The organism is Actinospineispora acaciae DSM 45401 (genome assembly GCF_000620785.1).
GTDB lineage: Bacteria > Actinomycetota > Actinomycetes > Mycobacteriales > Pseudonocardiaceae > Pseudonocardia > Pseudonocardia acaciae.
Genome location: NZ_JIAI01000004.1, coordinates 215,460 through 231,048, shown reverse-complemented (window position 1 = coordinate 231,048; position 15,589 = coordinate 215,460). Strand labels below are relative to the sequence as shown.

Sequence of the window (15,589 nt, the reverse complement as noted above, 5' to 3'; positions counted from 1 at the left end):
CTTCCACGCGGCCTGTCGACAACACAGCCGGCTGAGCGGTGGGGCGCGGGTTTTTGGTCGGCGTGCAGGGGTACCGACGTGGCGTGATGGGGCTGGGTTCGTTGGTTCGGTTGCCGGTCGCCGGGGTGGGGCTCGCGGTCGGCACGTCGTCGGCGTTGGTGCGGGCGGCGGCTCGGACGGGGCGGGTGGCGCGCAATGCGGTCACCGTCGGCGGCGAGCACTGGCGGGCGGGCGGTCGGTTGCACGTGCGGCTGCGTGGGCGCCGGGGTGGGCGGCGGGCGGTGATGAGTGCGGCGCGCGCGGTCGCGCTGGCCCTGGCCGAGCACCCGGACGTGCTGTTCGCGTACTGGGACGGCGGGCCGGAGCGGCTGGTCGTCCAGTTGACGCAGGACGCGGTGGTCGAGCACGTCTCGGGACGGATCGGCGAGCTGGCCGAGCGGCACGGGCTGGCCCACGGTGGCGAGCCGGACACCACGGAGCTGGCGCCGTCCGGCGAGGTCGACGACGTGCGGCTGGCCGCGACCGCGCTCGCGCTGGACGCCGTCGGTGCCGCCGCCGCGGTGGCCGGGCGGGCGCTGCGGGTGCGGCACTCGCCGGGGATGGCGACCGCGCTGGCCACGCTGGTACGCGAGGACCCCCGGATCCGTTCGGCGCTGCGGGACCGGCTGGGTGGCTCGGCCGCCGACCTCACGGTGGCCGCGGTGAACGCGGTGGCGCACGGCCTGGGTTGTTCGCCCACCCCGCTGGTGCTCGACTCGGCGCTGCGGGCCAGCCAGCTGGTGGAGGCGGTGGCACGAACGGCCGCCCGGGACGTCGCGCAGGACCAGCTGTCCACGCCCGAACGGGCGGCAGGGGCGGGCGACCGGCCGGTCCAACGCCCGGATCCGGAGCGCCCGAGCGACAGGTACGCCGTCGCCGCCACCACCGCGAGCCTGCTCGCCTCGGCGGTGGCCCTGGTCCGAGGCGATCTCGACGGGGCGGCGGAGGCGGTGCGGGCGGGGACGCCCAGGGCGGCCCGCTACGGCCCGGCGGCGTTCGCGGCCGGCGTCGGCGTGGTGCTGGCCAGGGCGGGGGTGCGGGTGCGCGACGCGGAGCGGCTGCGGCTGCTCGAACGGGTGGACACCGTCGTGCTGCACCCGAGCGCGCTGTGCGGGCGCGGGCACACCGACGGCGCGCTCGACCCGCTGGCCGACGCGGTGCTGGACGCGGCCCGCCGCGCCGGGCTGCGGGTGGTCGTGGTGGACGACCCGGGGCTGGGGGAGTTCGCGGCGCTGGCCGACGAGGTGGCCGGGCGCGACCAGCCGCTGGCCGGGCTGGTGCGCCGGCTGCAGGACCAGGGCCGGACGGTGCTGACGGTGGCCCGGCTGTCCTGCCGGTACGAGCACAGCGAGCTGCTCGCCGGCCTGTTGCGCGGCGACCTGGCCGTCTCGGTGACCGACCCGGGCAGCGCGGTGGTCTGGAGCGCGGACGCGAGCACCGACGGCCTGGACGGGGTGTGGCGGCTGCTGGCGGCCGTTCCGGCGGCGCGGCGGGCCGGACGGCGGGGCCGGATCCTGGCCGAGGCGGGCACCGCGTTGTCCGGGCTCGCGCTGGTGGCCGGCCCGAGGCTGCCGGTCAGCCCGGTGGACGTGGCCTCGGCCGGGGCACTGGCATCGGGCTGGGCCGCCGCGCTGACGGTGGCCACCGCCGGCCCGCCCACCCCGCACCACCGGGTCGAGTGGCACGCCCTGGCCCCCGACCAGGCCCGACACCGCCTCGCCCGGTCGCAGGCCCCCGCCGACAGCACGCTGACGACCCTGGTGCGGCGGGCGCGCCGAACCGCCGGGGCGGGGCTGGAGCACCCCGCGATGACCCCGGCGCGCTGGTCGCTGCGCCTGGCCGGCACCACCGCGTCCGAGCTGGCCGATCCGCTGACGCCGGTGCTGGCGGTGGGCGCGGCCGCGTCCGCGCTGCTCGGCTCGCCGGTCGATGCGCTGCTGGTGGCCGGGGCCATCGGGCTGAACGCGGTCACCGGCGGCGTGCAGCGGCTGCGGGCCGAGGAGGCGCTGTCCGGCCTGGCGCGCGGCCAGCGCCGGCAGGCCCGCCGCGTCGTCGGGCGGACGACCAGGCTGGTCAACATCGACCGGCTGGCGGTCGGTGACGTGATCGCGCTCGAGGTCGGCGACGTGGTCCCGGCGGACGCCCGGCTGCTGGAGCTGACCGACCTCGAGGTGGACGAGTCCGCGCTGACCGGCGAGTCGCTGCCCGTCCTCAAGCAGGTGGCGGCCACGCCGGGCGCCTCGCTGCCCGAGCGGCGGTGCATGGTCTACGAGGGCACCACGGTCGTCACCGGCCGGGCGACCGCGCTGGTGGTCGGCATCGGCGCGCAGACCGAGGCCGGTCGGGCGGTGGCGTTGGCGTCCCGGAACCCGACCCCGCCGGGCCTGCAGGCGAGGCTGGGCGAGCTGACCCGGTGGGCGCTGCCGCTCACCCTGGCCGGTGGCGCGGCGGTCACCGGGCTGTCGCTGCTGCGCGGACAACCCGTGCGCGAGGCGGTGCGGGGCGGGGTCGCCGTCTCGGTGGCCGCCGTCCCGGAGGGGCTTCCGATGGTCGCCACCGTCGCGCAGCTCGCGGCGGCCCGGCGGCTGGGGCGGCGTGGCGTGCTGGTGCGGGCGCCGAGGGCGCTCGAAGCGCTCGGCCGGGTGAACACCGTCTGCTTCGACAAGACCGGCACGCTCACCGAGAACCGGCTGCACGTCGTCGAGGTCGCCTCGGCGGACAGATCCACCCACCGCGCCGAGGATCCCGAGGCACACCCCGTGCTCACCGCCGCCGCGCGGGCCTGCCCGGACGGCGACGCCGCGGACAAGCACGCCACCGACGAGGCGGTGCTGGCCGCCGCGCCGCCGGACCCCGGCTGGCGCCAGCTCGACGGGCTGCCGTTCGAGGCGGCCAGGGGGTACTCCGCCACGGTCGGCACCGACGAGCAGGGCGTCCGGCAGTTGATCGTCAAGGGCGCCCCGGAGGTCGTCCTGGAGCGCGGCGGCCGTGCCGACGAGCTGGCCGACGAGCTGGCCGAGGAGCTGGCCGAGGAGCTGGCCGACAAGGGCCTGCGCGTGCTGGCGGTGGCCCGGCGGGTGCTGGCCGACGACGAGACCCCCGACCTGGACGACGACGCCTCGACGGGCGAGCTGGAGCCGCTCGGCCTGCTGGGCATCGCCGACACCGCGCGCGAGACGTCCGAGGCCCTGGTGACCGGCCTGCGCGCGGCCGGGGTGAACCCGGTGATGCTCACCGGCGACCATCCCGCCACCGCGCTGGCGATCGCGAAGAACCTCGGCTGGCCGCCGGACACCACGGCGGTCACCGGCGACGAGCTGGCCGCGCTCGACGGCGCCGGCCGGGCCGAGGCCGTGCGCGACGCCGGCGTCGTCGCACGGGTGGCGCCGGAGCAGAAGCTGCAGGTCATCGAGGCGTTGCAGGCGGCGGGACGGGTCGTCGGCATGGTCGGTGACGGGGCCAACGACGCCGCCGCGATCCGGGCCGCCGACGTCGGCGTCGGCATCGCCTCGCGCGGCTCGGCGGCCGCCCGCAACGCCGCCGACGTCGTCGTCACCGACGGGGACCTCACGGTGCTGGTCGACGCGGTGACGGAGGGACGCGCCCTGTGGCACAGCGCGGCCGACGCGGTCGGCATCCTGGTCGGCGGGAACGCCGGCGAGGTCGGGTTCAGCGCGCTCGGCACCCTGGTCGGCGGCCGCTCGCCGCTGTCCACCCGACAACTGCTGCTGGTCAACCTGCTGACCGACATGTTCCCGGCGATGGCCGTCGCGGTCACCCCCAGCGACGCGACCGACCTCCCGCCGGCCACCCCCGACCTGCTCGGCGCCCCGCTGATCGAGCAGATCCGCCGCCGGGGCGTGCTCACCGGCGTCGGCGCCGGCACCGCCTGGCTGATCGGCACGCTCACCCCGGGCAGCGCGCGGCGAACCAGCACCATGGCGCTGTGCGGGCTGGTCGGCTCGCAGCTCACCCAGACCCTGCGCGGCCGGGAACGCAGCCCGCTCGTGGTCGCCACCAGCCTCGGGTCCGCCGCCGCGCTCGCCGCCGTGGTCCAGACCCCTGGCCTGAGCCACTTCTTCGGCTGCACCCCGCTCGGCCCGATCGGCTGGGCGGGCGTGGGCGCCGCGATCGGCACCGCGGCGATCGGCCCGCACATCCAACCCCGACGGGAAGGCGATCGGTCATGACATTGGGTATCGCCCCGGCCAGCCTCGGCGACGACGACCTGCGCCGCGAGCTGTGGCACCTGTACGAGACGCGCAAGGAGACGCTGCTGGGCGGCAGCGAGTCGGCGCTGCGCACGCACACCGAGCGGATGCTCGCGCTCGAACGGGAGTTCCTGCACCGTTTCCCCGCCGAAGGCGCGCCCGACCCAGAGCGGACCAGGGCCGGCCGACGCAAGAACGCCGGCCAGCCCTAGGGAGGGTCAGCTCACCGCCCGCTCCAGCTGGGCCTTGGTCATCTTCGAGCGCCCCTTCACGCCCTGGCGCTTCGCGTCCTGGTAGAGCTGCTGCTTGGTACGCCCCTTCGGGCCCGAGTGCGAGCGCTTCCCGCCCCGGCGCTGCGGCGACACGTCCCGGGTGGAGGTGCGACTGGCCCGGTCGGACTCGCCCTCCCGCGCCCGGTTCTTGTTGACGGTACGGGCGGCGATCTCCTCGGCCCTGCCCTCCCCGGTACCGCGCTTCTTCGCACCCTCCTTGATGTGCTCGTACTGGCGTTCGCGCTTGTTGCTCCACGCTTGCTGAGGCACGACACCCTCCTTCCGCGACCGGTTGTCACAACATCGGCAACTACCCGCGCTGGGCCCGACTATGTGGGGGCGGTCAGGGCGCGGACGGCCAGGTGGGCCAGCGCGGCGGTCGCGGCCGCCATCGGGAGGGTGAGCAGCCAGGCCAGCGCGATCTCGCCGGCGGCGGTCCAGCGTACCGAGTTGCGGCGTTGGTCATCCCGACGCCGAGGATCGCCGACGTGATCGTCTGGGTGGTCGAGATCGGCGCGGCGAACACGAACGCGGTGGTGTACAGCACGGACGAGGCGGTGAGTTCGGCGGCGAAGCCGCGCGGCGGGTCCAGGTCGACGATGCGCCGGCCGAGGGTGCGCATGATGCGCCAGCCGCCGGAGTAGGTGCCGGCGGACAGCGCGCCGGCCGAGCACAGCACCACCCACCACGGGACCGCGAAGCCCTGGTGGAAGCCGCCGACCACGAGCGCGAGCACGATCACGCCCATCGTCTTCTGCGCGTCCTGCAGCCCGTGGCCGAGCGCCATGGCCAGCGCGGAGACCGTCTGGGCGGCGCGGAAGCCCCGGTTCAGGCGGGACGGGCGGCCGCGCCGGAACACCCAGAGCAGCAGCACCATCACCAGCCCGGCCAGCACGAACCCGACGACCGGGGACACCAGCATCGGGATGACGACCTTGTCCACCACCCCGGCCCAGCGGACCGTCCCGCTCGCGGCCAGGGTGGCGCCGACCAGCCCGCCGATCAGCGCGTGCGAGGACGACGACGGAAGCCCGAAGTACCAGGTCACCAGGTTCCAGGCCACCGCGCCGAGCAGGCCGGAGAGCACCACCAGCAGGCCGGGGACACCGCTCGGCGCGGCCACGATGCCCTGGCCGACGGTGGCGGCCACCTCGGTGCCGAGGAAGGCGCCCACCAGGTTCATCACGGCGGCCGCCGCGAGCGCCACCTTCGGGGTGAGGGCGCGGGTGGACACCGAGGTCGCGATCGCGTTGGCGGCATCGTGGAAACCGTTGGTGTAGTCGAACCCGAGCGCCACGATGATCACCACCAGGACCCAGGCGAGCTCCACTCAGGCCTCCTTGACCGCGATGCTCTCGACGGTGTTGGCGACGGTCTCGAACGCGTCCGCCGCGTCCTCCAGGGTCTCCACCACCTCCTTGACCTTGAGGATCCCGAGCACGTCCACGTCGGCGGGCGCGAGATCGGGGGTGAGCAGCTCGCCGAGCAGGTCGCGGTAGACCGAGTCGGCGGCGTCCTCCAGGGAGTTCACCTCGACGGTGTACTCGTGCAGCCGGGACAGCGTGGCGAGCTTGGCCATCGCGGCGGCGGTCGCCTCGGCGGCCCGGCAGAGCAGCTCGCACTGGGTGGTGACGCCGGCGGGCAGCTCGCCGAGCCGGTAGAGCACCGTGCGGTCGGCCGCCTCCTCGATGGCGTCCAGCACGTCGTCCAGCCGGGACGCGAGCAGGTGGATGTCCTCCCGGTCGAACGGGGTGATGAACGTCGAGTTGAGCTTGGTCAGGATCCGGTGGGTCAGCCGGTCGCCCCGGGTCTCCAGGTCCTTGATCTGCTTGGCCAGCTCCCCGCGCGCGCCCGGCGCGGCGGCGACCAGCTCGGCCAGCAGCCGCGCCGCGTCGGCGATGTTGGCGGCGGCGTCGGTGAACAGCGGGTAGAAGCCCCGTTCCCGAGGCGTCAGTCGGAAGGCCATTGCCGGGTCCGGACGGCGAAGGTGAGGCCGAAGTTGTCCAGGGTGGCCGGCAGCGGGCGGTCCGGGTCCAGCCTGGGCGGCGCGAGCAGCCTGTACTCGTGGCCGGCGGTCAGCTCGGCCAGCACCGTGCCGGTGACCTGAAGGACCAGGTCCCGGCCCGGGCAGCGGGCGGGGCCGGCGCTGAACGGCACCAGGCCCGCCTCGGCGGACGCGGTGCCGTCCAGCCATGCCCGCGGGGCGAACCGGTCGGCGTAGGGCAGCGTCTCGGCGTCCCGGTGGAAGAACGGGGTGAAGATCACGAACTGGGTGCCGCGCGGGATCCGCACCCGGCCCCAGTCGGTGTCCCGGGTGGCCTCCCGCAGCAGCAGCGGCGTGGTCGGCCACAGCCGCACGGTGTCCAGCACGCAGGCCCCCGCGTACGGCCCCGGCGTACGGGCCTGAGCTGCCTGCTCGGGGTGGGTGGCGAGCAGCGCGAGCGCGCGGAAGGTCACCATGCCGGCGGCGTCGAAGGCGAACAGCCAGTGGGGGACCTGGTCGGCGGCGCGGGCGCCGACCTGCCCGGCCAGGCTGCCCGGCTCCGCCCGGTCGAGGTGGCGGCGCAGCGCGGCGTCGAACCGGCGGCGCACCCCCTCCCGGCGGGGGTGGAACCCCGCCCAGTTCGCGTCCCTGCGCAGCCGGTCGAGCAGGTCGGTCGGCTCGCGGTCGTCGCGGGCGGCGTCGCCGAGCACGATCCGGCGCACGATCCACCACCAGGCCGCGTTGAACTCGTCCCACCCGAGCCGGTCGCGGGCGGCGAGCAGGGCCGAGACCTCGTCGCGGATGACCGCCGTCATCGGGGCCGTCAGGCTGTGCTCGGGGCGGTCGGTCTCCAGGACGTCCTCGTTCAGCTCGCGCCTGTCCGACCGCTCGGGTTCGTCGGAGATCAGCACGCCGTGCGGCTGGAAGTGCCGCAGCGACAGCCGCTTGTAGTGCCCGCCGGGATGGAACGTGTCGGCGTCGGCCAGGATCCGTTCGACGTGGCCGGCGTTCAGCGGCAGCGCCATCGGCCTGATCGGCAGCGGCAGCACCAGGGGCCCCGGGCCGTAGCGGTCCCGCAACCGGCGCATCAGCGCGATGGACATCCTGTCCAGCCGCGCCCGGCGCGCCAGCCGCAGCAGCCGGGGGCGCCGTTTGATCACGCCGATCACCACCGACGGCAGCAGCACGCCGCCCAGGACCAGCGCGGTGTCCAGCAGCGACGCGCGGGTCGCGCCGGCGTCCGTGGTCTCGTGGGCCGGGCGTTCGGTACTCGGAGGTCGCATGACGTCGACCTACCCGAGGGGCGCGCGTCTACACGGTTTAGGCATGGCACGAGGGGGTAGACATCGCCGCCGTTCGTCCACCCCCTCACGAACGGTGGCGAGCCGGGGCCGCCGTGACGGGAGCGGTGGCCTCGGTTCCGCTTACCCGAGGCCAACCCCGCGCCAGGCATGGCCCGCCGATCAACGGGTAGCAGAGGTGACGTGGCGGGTCAGATGTTTGCCGTCGGTGTCGCCCTCGCGGTGGCGGTGCTGCTCGGGCGGCTGTTGTCCAACCGGCTCGGGGTGCCGGACGCGGCGGTGTACGTGCTGATCGGCGCCGCCGCCGGCCTGCTGCCCGGCCTGGGGCGCCCCGAGCTGTCCCCGGAGCTGGTGCTGCTGTTGTTCCTGCCGCCGCTGCTCTACTACGCGGCGTTCTTCAGCGATCCCAGGGAGACGGTGGACCACCTGGTACCGGTGATCGGCCAGGCGTTCGGGCTGGTACTGGCCACGGCGGCCGCGGCGGCGGCCACGTTGCTGGCGCTGTTCCCGGACGTCGGGTGGGCGGCGGCGATCGCGTTCGGGGCGGCGATCGCGCCGCCCGACCCGGTGGCGGCCACGACCGTGCTGCAGAAGGCCGGCGCGCCCAGCCGGCTGGTCACGGTGCTGGAGGGGGAGGGCCTGGTCAACGACGGGGTGGCGCTGAGCCTGTTCGCGATGGCCGTCGCGAGCGTGGGGACACAGCAGTCGGCGGGCTCGGCCACGGTCGGGGCGCTGGTCGAGGTCGGCGGCGGCATCGGCGCCGGGCTGTTGGTCGGCTTCGCCGTGACCTGGCTGCGCGGGCGGATCAGGGACGGCCCGAGCCACGTCGTGCTCTCCCTGGTCACGCCGTTCATCGCGTTCGTGCCCGCGTACCTGCTGCACGCCTCGGGCGTACTGGCCACCGTGACGGCGGCGGTGTGGCAGAGCACCCGGGGCCGGGGGCTGGTCGCGCCGACCGCCAGGGTGCAGACCGAGACGTTCTGGCGGGTGCTCAACACCCTGCTGGTCGCGTTGCTGTTCGTGCTGCTCGGCATCCAGGTGCCGGCGATGGTCGAGGTGGTGAACGACTACTCGGTCGCCACCCTGGCGCTGGCCTCGCTCGCGCTGGTCACGGTGACGGTCCTGGTGCGGATGGGGTGGGCGTTGTTCATCCAGCCGGTGCTCGCGCGGCTGCCGTCCCGCGAGGAGGCGGTGGTGTCCATGCCGCGCGCCGAGCGGCTGGTCCTCGGCTGGTGCGGGCCGCGCGGGCCGGTGTCGCTGGCGGTCATCATGTCGATCCCGGTGCTGACGCCGTCCGGCGCCCCGTTCCCGCGCCGCGACCTGCTGCTGTTCCTCACCATGGTGATCGTGCTCGCCACGCTGGTCGGCCAGGTGATGCCGTTGTCGGCGCTGCTGCGCCGGCTGCGCCTGAGCCCCGGCGAGCGGGAACGGACCGAGGGCCTGCGGGCCAGGCGCGCCACGGTGGACGCCGCGCTGCGCGAGCTGGACGGCATGACGGCCGAGGAGCGCCGGGACACGGCGGGCACCGAAGCGATGCGCCAGGTGTTCGAGCTGCGCCGGGACCGGCTGCGCGGCCTGCTGGACAACGAGTCCGACGGCCGGGCCGACACGGAGGCGCCCGAGGACGACCAGGCGCTGCGGCTGCGGCTGCTGCGGGCCGAACGCGACGCGCTGCATCGCCTCTACGGTCGCGGCGAGATCAGCGGGCGGACGAACCTCGAGATCAGCCAGGAGCTGGACCTCGACGAGACCCGGCTGCGTGGCGGCCACTAGGACGGTGGGTTGTGCCGGAGGTAGGTGCTGGGGGTCTGGCCGGTGGTCCGGCGGAAGGCGGCAATGAACGCGCTGGGCTTGCGGTAGCCGATGGCTCGGGCGGTGGCGCCGACCGACGCGCCGGCGGCGAGGTGCTCGGCGGCGGCCCGGATGCGCAGGTGGGTGCGCCACTGGGCGAAGGTCAGCCCGGTCTCGCTGACGAACAGCCGGGACAGGGTGCGGACCGCGCTGTGCACCTCACCGGCCCAGACGGCCAGCTCGCGCGGGTCGGCGGGGTTGGCGACCAGGCTCTCCGCGACGCCGCGCACCCGAGGGTCGCTGGGCATGGCCAGCTGGATGGTGTGCGCCGGCAGCGGCGTGAGCAGGCCGAACAGCAGCGACTCGGCGTGGTGGCGGCTGGGGTCGTCGCGGCGGCACCGGGACAGGTGCAGCAGCAGCTCGCGCAACAGCGGGCCGACCGACACGCCGGTGGGCTCGGGCCAGGCGATCGGGCAGTCGGCGGCGGTGATGCGCACGACGCACACCTCGCCGTCGCGCAGCGTGGTCTCGCTGTGTTCCGCGCCGGCCGGCACCCACAGGCCGTGGCCCGGCGGGACCAGCCAGTCGCGGGCGGCGGTGCGCATCGTGACGGTCGCGGTGCTGGCCCACAGCAGCATCGGCTCGGGGTGCGAGTGGCTGTCGAGCCGCCGGTGGCGCTGCGACCCGGCCCGCTCGATGCTCAGGATCGGTGACCCCGCCACGCCGATCACCTCCCGCTCTCAGGGTAGGTCGCCCCCTGTCCGTTCCGGGGCATCGGTTGGCCGTCGGGCGCACCCGCGCCGGCTTACGGTCGGGGTATGAGCGACTGGGCTTCGATCGCCGAGCTGATGACCGCCTGGGGACGGCACCGCGACGCCGGCAGGTGGGACCGGCTCGCCGACCTGTTCGCGCCCGATGCGTTCCTGGACCTCGCGTGGTTCCACGGTTCGGCCGACGACTTCGTCGCCAGCTGCCGGCGGCGCGCGTCCGGGAGGTCGTTGCGGTCGAAGCACGTGATCGCCAGTCCGCTGATCACGGTGCTGGGTGACCGAGCCCTGGCGGAGACCGACGCGCAGCTGCTCACCGACCAGCTCGACCTCGACCTGGGCGCCGTCACGCACATTCGTTTCCTGGACTGCCTGGTTCGCCTCGGCGACTCCTGGCGCATCGCGTACCGAGCGTCGATCTACGACCTGTGCGCGTTCACCAGCCCGACGGGTCGGTTCGACGTCGATGCCGACGCGGCGGGCCAGTTCCCCCGCGAATACGCCGGCCTGGCATACATCCTGTCCCGCAGCGGCTACCCCGTCACCGCCGAGTCCCCCACCAGGGGCGGCCCGCTGGAGGACGACATCCAACGCGCCGAAGCCGAATGGCTGCACGGAGGCCCGCTTCCCGGCATGCGGTGACCGACCGGCTTGCCGCCCGTTCGCCTCGGACGCTGCACATTCGGTACCGCCGAGCGTGGCGGCTCTGACCCGGACACGGTCACTCGACCACCAGGCTGACGTGCGGTGCGTTCACCGAGACCACCTTCACCCGGGTGCCGCCGAGCACGGCTGCCTGCCCGGCGGAGAGGCGGGCCGCGTCCCCGCCGCTCGCGACGGTCACCGTGTTCGGCTCGATGGGGCCGACGTGCAACAGGATCCGCCTGACCTTGACCCGTTGCTCTCCGGTCAGGTTGACCTTGCACGACGTGAGGTCACACACCTGGGACGACGTCGTGCAGGCGGTGCCGAACAAGATCGTGGCCACCGCCAGTGCGGCGGCGGCCAGCGGGGCTCGGGCTCGGGCGGTCATCCGGACTCCTCATGGTGACGGCACGCGGTGCGTGCGGTCTGACGACCGTCATGACCCGGCCGGCGCCGCCGCGGTTGGGGAGTCAGGGCGGCTGAGTCGCGCGCCGAGGATTCCGCTCACCAGGTATCCGGAGAACCTGCCGATGGGGATCAGCCACCCCGCCTGTTCCCAGCGGAAGTAGGCGGGCGAGAGCAGGCTTGCCGCCGCCGACAGCCAGCCGACCCGCGTCGCGGCGGGTCCGAGCAGGCCGGCGTCCCGACCGGACTCGGCGAGCAGCGCGGTGAAGACGCCGTAGGCGACGCCGTGCACCGGGCCGCCCGCGACGAAGACGCGCCGGGTGGTGTCCAGCACGGCCTCGTCGTCCCGCTCGATCGGCATCGTCAAGGTGCTCTGGGTGGCGGCCGACGCCGCCAGGCACGCCGCCGCCGCACCGCCGCTGACCAGCGTGGCCGTCCGCATCAAGCCGGGCCGGCGGGTGTGCCGCGCCGCGAGCCGGGCGACGGACGCGGTGAACCGGACCTGGGCGAGCACGGCGAGGGCCTGCCAGGCGACGCTGAACCGGGCAGCGGCCCTGCTGTCGCGGTAGTAGGTGCGGATCTCCTCGGCCGTGGAGCCCGGCCGGGGGAACGGCCCCTTGGCGAGCCGGTTCGCACCACCGATCGCCACCACGAACGCGAGCCCGCTCAGCGCCCCCGACAGCGCTGCCCTGTCTCGAGCGGTGGACCTTCTCATCGGCGAACTCCTCAACGGTCAGGGGATGCGCAGGCTGGCGACCGCCTGCTCGTGCAGTGGGACGGCGTCCCGTTCGTTCTCGACGAGGGCAAGGGTGAGCACCTGGACGCTGTGGCGCGGGGTGTAGGCGACCCGGCCGAGCACGAGCACCCGCCGTCCACCCATGTCGGTCGTGACCCGGAAGTCGCCGCCGGGGTAGTTGTTCACCGTGACCGGTTTGCTGGCGATCACGGTGCCGCCCACCTGGTCGGCGATCTTCTTCGTCATCGCTTCCGGGTCGCGCACGGGCGCGGCGAGGTCGGTGACGTTGAGCCGCTGCTGGCCGCCGTCGTTGGGGAGGCTGGCGACGTACTTGTACAGCATCAGGCGGCCCTGGACCGGCATGGTTCCCGGCTGCGCCGGCCCGGCCAGCCGTACCGAGGCTCCGCTGCCCGGATCCGTCACCGTGGCCCATGGCACGGAGGCGACAGAGGCGACGGAGGCGACCGGGGCCGGCGCGGCGGTGACGACACCCCGATCGCCCGCGCGGCCCGCCGCGCCCAGGACAAGGCCCAGGACGGTGATCGATGTGGCCAGGACGCCGATGGTGCGCCGCGATGTGCTCGTCGTCTTCATGTCGCTGGTGACCTCGGGAGTCCGCGTTCGGTTGGGCAACGAGCACTACCGAGGTCACGCTAGAGAAGCGAAGATCGGGGCGAATCGGCTATGTCACCGGTCGACGCCGTGGTCGGCGATGACGAGCCGGACCAGCGCGGCGCGGTTGGCGATGCCGAGCTTGCTGAACACCTTGCGCAGGTGGTAGTCGACGGTGCGCGGGCTGAGGAACAGTTGCGCGGCGACCTCCCGATTGGTGGCGCCCTCGCTGATCGCGACGGCGATGCGCAGCTCCTGGGCGGTCAGCGCGGCGAGCGCGTTCGGGGCCGGGTCGTTGCCCGACTCACCGGAGGCGCGCAGCTCGGCGCGCGCCCGGGCCGCCCAGCCGAGCGCGCCCAGCCTGGTGAAACCCTCCAGCGCCTCGCGCAGGGGACCCCGGGCGTCGGCCCGCCTGCGCCGGCGGCGCAGGTGCTCGCCGAGCAGCAACTGGGTACGGGCGGTCTCCACCGACCAGCCGGCGTGGGCATGCAGGTCGAGCGCGGCGGCGAACTCGGACTCCACGTCGTCGTCGGCGGCCAGCAGGGCGCGGCAGCGGGCGGCCAGCGCCAGCAGCTCGGGTGCCCGCGTGTTGTCGGCCCAGTCGTTGAAGCGGGCGAGCAGCTCGCCGTCCAGGCGATCCGGCCGGCCGGCCCGGGCGGCGGCCTCGACCAGGTCGGGTACGGCGTGCACGACGGTGCCCAGGGCGGTCCGTCCGGGGTGTGCCATGGCTTCGAGCTGGCGCAGCGCGTCGACGGCCCGCCCGGCGATGAGGTCGTTGAGGCCCAGCGCCTGGCGGGCCCAGGCCGTGACGTCGGGCAGGTCGTGCAGGGTGGCCTGGGTGAGCGCGTCCTCGGCGAGGCGTTGGGCGTCGGCGCTCCTGCCCTCGTGGGCGGCGAGCAGCGCGAGCAGGCTCTGGTGGCGGCACGCGGTGTTGGGCTGGCCGGTTTCCCCGGCGAGCCGGTGGCCCTCCTCGGCGTGGGCGCGGGCGGTGCCGAGCCGGCCGGCGAGCAGCTCGTCGTGCACCCGGGACAGCAGGACCCAGGCCAGGCTTCCGGCGGCGCCGAGCGTGCGGGCGCGGCGCATCGCCCGGTCCCGGTACTGGCGGGACAGCTCGAAGTGGCCGGTCACGGTGAGCATCCCGGCGGCGCCGACCAGCGTGGCGGGCTCGTCGAGGTGCTCCAGCGCGGCGATCTGCCGGGCGGTCAGCTCGGCCCGGTTGCCCAGCAGCGTGGCGTAGACCGCCTGGAGCAGCCCGAGCAGCCCGTCGTCGGGTTCGGCGGACCGCTCGGTCAGCTCCCGGGCGGCCAGGGCGATGCGGGGCCAGACGTCCAGGGCGCCGGCCATGAACCCCGCCTCGCCGAGGAGCAGCAGCAGCCGGACGGTCTTGTCTCGATCGACGGCCCGGTCGACGGCCCGCACCGCGTTGGGCACGATCCGGGACAGCAGGGCCACGCCCTCGGCCGGCGAGCCCGCCCGCAGCGCGATCAGCGCCCGCAGCTCGACGGCCTGGTCGGCCAGCGCGCCCCGCGAGGAGGGGGCCAGGTCCAGGCCGTCCAGCAGCGTGGTGGCCTGCGCGGTGTCGCCGGCCTGCAGCCACGCCGAGGCGGCGGCCACCAGCCGCCGCCGGCGGTTCTCGGGCGCGGGGGTCAGCTCCGCCGCCCGCTCCAGGGAGGCGGCCGCGGCGGCCGGGCCGGCGTGCCGGATGGCGCGCTCGGCGGCGGCCTCCAGCTCGGCGGCGACCGTCTCGTCGCTGCCCTCGGCCGCGTTCGCGCGATGCCAGGCCCGCCGGTCGCCCTCGGCCGGCTCGGACCGCAGCGCCTCGGCCAGCGCGTGGTGCGCGGCGCGGCGGTCGCCCGGCCCGGCATCGTGGTAGACCACCGACCTGATCAGCGGATGCCGGAACCGGAGCCCGGGCCCGCGCGCCGCGACCAGCTCGTCGAGCGCGCCGGACTCGAGCGCGCAGGCGTCCACCCCGAGCGAGGCCGCCGCCTTGCGCACCACGTCCAGTTGCCCGGCGCCGGCGGCCGCGATGAGCAGCAACAGCCGCCGCGCGTCCGGGTCGTGCCCGGCCACCCTGGCCCGAAACGCCCGCCGCAGCCCCTCGGCCAGCGGCAGCGGCTCGCCGGACGGGCTGGGGCGCACGCCGGCGCGGACGAACTCGCGGATTGCGAGGGGGTTGCCCGCGCTGGCGTCCAGCAGCTCGTCCTGCTCGGCGGGCGTGAGCCGGCTCCCCCCGTGCTCCACGAGCAGGGTGCGGGCGGCGTCGCGGGCCAGCCCGGACAGCGTCAGCACGTCCAGGCCGGCCCCCTCGACCGAGCCCCGCTCGCCCACCCGAGACGCCAGCACCATCGCGACGGGCTCGGCGACGAGCCGGCGGGCGACGAACCTCAGCACGTCCAGCGACGGCCGGTCCGCCCAGTGCGCGTCGTCGACCAGGCACAGCACCGGCCGCTCCCCGGCGCTCTCCGACAACAGCGACAACGCCGCCAGCGCGACCAGGAACCGGTCCGGGGTGGGGCCGTCGTGGCGGCCGAACGCCACCCCGAGCGCCCGCGCCTGCGGCGCCGGAAGCCGGTCCCGAAGGCCCAGCACGGGCAACAGCAGCTGGCTGACGGTGGCGTAGCCCAGCCCGGTCTCCGCCTCCAGCCCGACCGCGTCGAGCACACCGAACCCGCCGGACCGCTCGCGCGCGTAGGCCAGCAGCGCGCTCTTCCCGATGCCCGACTCCCCGCCGATGACCAGGCCACCGCCGTGCCCCTCACCGGCCCGGCGCAGCAGCGAGTCGATGGACATCCGCTCCGCGTCACGTCCGCGCAACATCGGATC

13 protein-coding genes are annotated in these 15,589 nt (G+C 75.3%); 4 read left to right on the top strand and 9 right to left on the bottom strand.

From position 1 onward, the window contains the following. Positions 1-86: 86 nt before the first annotated feature. Together N912_RS53550 and N912_RS0121235 are read left to right on the top strand one after the other, a co-directional pair. Complete coding sequence (locus N912_RS53550; protein ID WP_051580551.1) at positions 87-4,229, top strand: cation-translocating P-type ATPase; 4,143 nt, start codon at positions 87-89, stop codon at positions 4,227-4,229. After that, positions 4,226-4,462, top strand: a complete 237-nt coding sequence (locus tag N912_RS0121235; RefSeq protein ID WP_028923985.1) for a DUF6158 family protein — start codon at positions 4,226-4,228, stop codon at positions 4,460-4,462. Before N912_RS53550 ends, N912_RS0121235 begins: the two co-directional genes overlap by 4 nt. Before the next feature lie 6 nt (positions 4,463-4,468). Here N912_RS0121235 and N912_RS0121230 read toward each other — a convergent pair whose 3' ends face one another. The 4 genes from N912_RS0121230 to N912_RS0121215 all read right to left on the bottom strand — a co-directional run bounded on the left by N912_RS0121230 (position 4,469) and on the right by N912_RS0121215 (position 7,789). Next, positions 4,469-4,792: a hypothetical protein gene (locus N912_RS0121230; protein WP_028923984.1), complete on the bottom strand. Its 324-nt coding sequence runs from the start codon at positions 4,790-4,792 to the stop codon at positions 4,469-4,471. Positions 4,793-4,865: 73 nt separating this feature from the next. Next, positions 4,866-5,852 (bottom strand): inorganic phosphate transporter, encoded by a 987-nt coding sequence (locus tag N912_RS53545; RefSeq protein ID WP_281176285.1) that lies wholly within the window; start codon positions 5,850-5,852, stop codon positions 4,866-4,868. Continuing rightward, positions 5,853-6,488, bottom strand: a complete 636-nt coding sequence (locus N912_RS0121220; protein WP_028923983.1) for a DUF47 domain-containing protein — start codon at positions 6,486-6,488, stop codon at positions 5,853-5,855. Then, a complete protein-coding gene (locus tag N912_RS0121215) occupies positions 6,473-7,789 on the bottom strand; it encodes a cytochrome P450 (protein ID WP_051580550.1) in 1,317 nt (438 codons plus the stop codon). The genes N912_RS0121220 and N912_RS0121215 overlap by 16 nt, the downstream gene beginning before the upstream one ends. Before the next feature lie 213 nt (positions 7,790-8,002). Between N912_RS0121215 and N912_RS0121210 the strand changes: the two genes are divergently transcribed. Continuing rightward, positions 8,003-9,580: a Na+/H+ antiporter gene (locus N912_RS0121210; protein ID WP_051580549.1), complete on the top strand. Its 1,578-nt coding sequence runs from the start codon at positions 8,003-8,005 to the stop codon at positions 9,578-9,580. On the opposite strand, the gene N912_RS66490 is transcribed toward N912_RS0121210, so the two are convergent. Then, a complete protein-coding gene (locus N912_RS66490; protein ID WP_281176284.1) occupies positions 9,577-10,320 on the bottom strand; it encodes a helix-turn-helix transcriptional regulator in 744 nt (247 codons plus the stop codon). The genes N912_RS0121210 and N912_RS66490 overlap by 4 nt on opposite strands. 96 nt (positions 10,321-10,416) lie before the next feature. Between N912_RS66490 and N912_RS0121200 the strand changes: the two genes are divergently transcribed. Continuing rightward, a complete protein-coding gene (locus N912_RS0121200; protein WP_028923979.1) occupies positions 10,417-11,007 on the top strand; it encodes a nuclear transport factor 2 family protein in 591 nt (196 codons plus the stop codon). Positions 11,008-11,086: 79 nt separating this feature from the next. Here N912_RS0121200 and N912_RS0121195 read toward each other — a convergent pair whose 3' ends face one another. From N912_RS0121195 to N912_RS0121180, 4 genes are all read right to left on the bottom strand, one after another. Continuing rightward, positions 11,087-11,398: a hypothetical protein gene (locus tag N912_RS0121195; protein ID WP_028923978.1), complete on the bottom strand. Its 312-nt coding sequence runs from the start codon at positions 11,396-11,398 to the stop codon at positions 11,087-11,089. 48 nt (positions 11,399-11,446) lie between these two features. Further along, on the bottom strand, positions 11,447-12,130 hold the full coding sequence (locus N912_RS0121190) for a hypothetical protein (RefSeq protein ID WP_156993829.1): 684 nt from the start codon (positions 12,128-12,130) through the stop codon (positions 11,447-11,449). 18 nt (positions 12,131-12,148) lie between these two features. Beyond that, entirely contained in the window at positions 12,149-12,745 is a 597-nt protein-coding gene (locus tag N912_RS0121185; RefSeq protein ID WP_028923976.1) for a hypothetical protein, read from the bottom strand. A 93-nt stretch (positions 12,746-12,838) separates the two neighbouring features. Then, positions 12,839-15,583 (bottom strand): helix-turn-helix transcriptional regulator, encoded by a 2,745-nt coding sequence (locus N912_RS0121180; RefSeq protein ID WP_028923975.1) that lies wholly within the window; start codon positions 15,581-15,583, stop codon positions 12,839-12,841. Between the last annotated feature and the right edge of the window lie 6 nt (positions 15,584-15,589).